This is a genomic window from Hymenobacter ginkgonis (genome assembly GCF_009755225.1).
GTDB lineage: Bacteria > Bacteroidota > Bacteroidia > Cytophagales > Hymenobacteraceae > Hymenobacter > Hymenobacter ginkgonis.
In genome coordinates, this window is record NZ_WQKZ01000021.1 from 1 (window position 1) to 1,786 (window position 1,786).

Consider the following 1,786-nt stretch of genomic DNA (forward strand, 5'->3'; position numbering starts at 1 on the left):
CTGGTTGGCGGCCGGCGACACGGTCACCGTTACTTGGGCCGCGGCGCTGGCTAAGCCCAAGTTGTCGGTAACGATGAGGCTGAACACGTAGCTGCCTGCTACCAGCGCACTCAGAGTGGGCACAGCCACGGTTTTGCTGCTGAACGTGGCCGTATTGGGCCCACTCACCTGGCTCCAGGTGTAGGAACTGATGGTGCCATCCGCATCCGTACCCGACCCGGCCAAGGTGGTCGTATTCGTGGGTAAAGTAAGCGTGCGGTTGGGGCCGGCACTGGCCACGGGCGCCTGATTAGCGGCTGGCGATACCGTCACCGTCACTTGGGCTGCGGCGCTGGCTAGGCCCAGGTTATCAGTGACCACTAGGCTGAACACGTAGCTGCCTGCTACTAAACTGCTGATGGTGGGCACAGCCACGGTTTTGCTGCTGAACGTAGCCGTATTGGGGCCACTCACCTGGCTCCAAGCGTAGGCGCTAACGGTGCCATCCGCGTCTGTACCTGACCCGACTAGGGTAGTCGTATTTGTAGGCAACGTGAGGCTGCGGTTAGGACCGGCGCTAGCCACGGGGGCTTGATTCGGCGCCGCATTCACGGTCACCGTCACTTGAGCTGGTGCGCTAGCTAGGCCCAGGTTGTCCGTGACCACTAGGCTAAACACATAGCTGCCCGCTACTAATTGGCTAATAGTGGGGGTAGCCACCGTTTTGCTGCTGAACGTGGCCGTGCTCGGCCCACTCACCTGGCTCCAGGTATACGTGCTGATGGTACCGTCCGCGTCCGTGCCCGAACCTAGCAAAGTAGTAGTATTCGTGGGCAGCGTGAGGCTGCGGTTGAGCCCTGCATTAGCCACAGGCGCTTGGTTAGCGGCTGGAGATACCGTCACGGTCACTTGAGCTGGCGCACTGGCTAGGCTCAAGTTGTCGGTGACCACCAGGCTGAACACGTAGTTACCAGCCACCAACGCGCTAACGGTGGGTACGGCTACCGTTTTACTGCTGAATGTAGCCGTATTGGGGCCGCTCACTTGGCTCCAGGTATACGTGCTGATAGTACCATCGGCATCCGTGCCCGAGCCCGCTAGTATTGCGCTGTTAGTAGGCAAGGAGAGCGTACGGTTGGGGCCGGCGTTGGCCACGGGCGCTTGGTTGGCGGCCGGCGACACGGTGACGGTTACTTGAGCCGCCGCGCTGGCTAAGCCCAAGTTGTCTGTAACGATGAGGCTGAACACGTAGCTGCCTGCTACCAAACTGCTGACGGTGGGCACAGCTACGGTTTTACTGCTGAACGTGGCCGTGCTCGGCCCACTCATTTGGTTCCAAGTATACGTGCTAACGGTGCCGTCGGCATCCGTACCCGACCCGGCCAAGGTGGTCGTATTCGTGGGCAGCGTAAGCGTGCGGTTAGGGCCCGCATTAGCCACGGGGGCTTGATTCAGCGCTGCATTCACGGTCACGGTTACTTGGGCTGGCGCGCTGGCCAGGCCCAGGTTGTCGGTCACTACTAAGCTGAACACGTAGCTGCCCGCCACCAGCGCGCTGACGGTGGGAGTAGCCACGGTTTTGCTGCTGAACGTGGCCGTGCTCGGCCCGCTCACCTGGCTCCAGGTATAGGTACTGATAGTACCATCGGCGTCCGTGCCCGAGCCGGCGAGCGGCGTGCTGCTGGTAGGCAGCGTGAGGGTCAAGTTGGCCCCCGCGTTGGCCACGGGCGCCTGGTTAGCAGCTGGCGACACGGTCACCGTTACTTGAGCCGCCGCACTGGCTAGGCCCAAGTTGTCGGTCACTACT

General features: G+C 61.7%; 1 protein-coding gene. It reads right to left on the minus strand.

Annotated elements, in window-relative coordinates; all coding sequences use genetic code 11:
• A partial coding sequence (locus tag GO988_RS23940; protein WP_232341687.1) for a PKD domain-containing protein occupies window positions 1–1,786 on the minus strand: 1,786 nt, incomplete at both ends.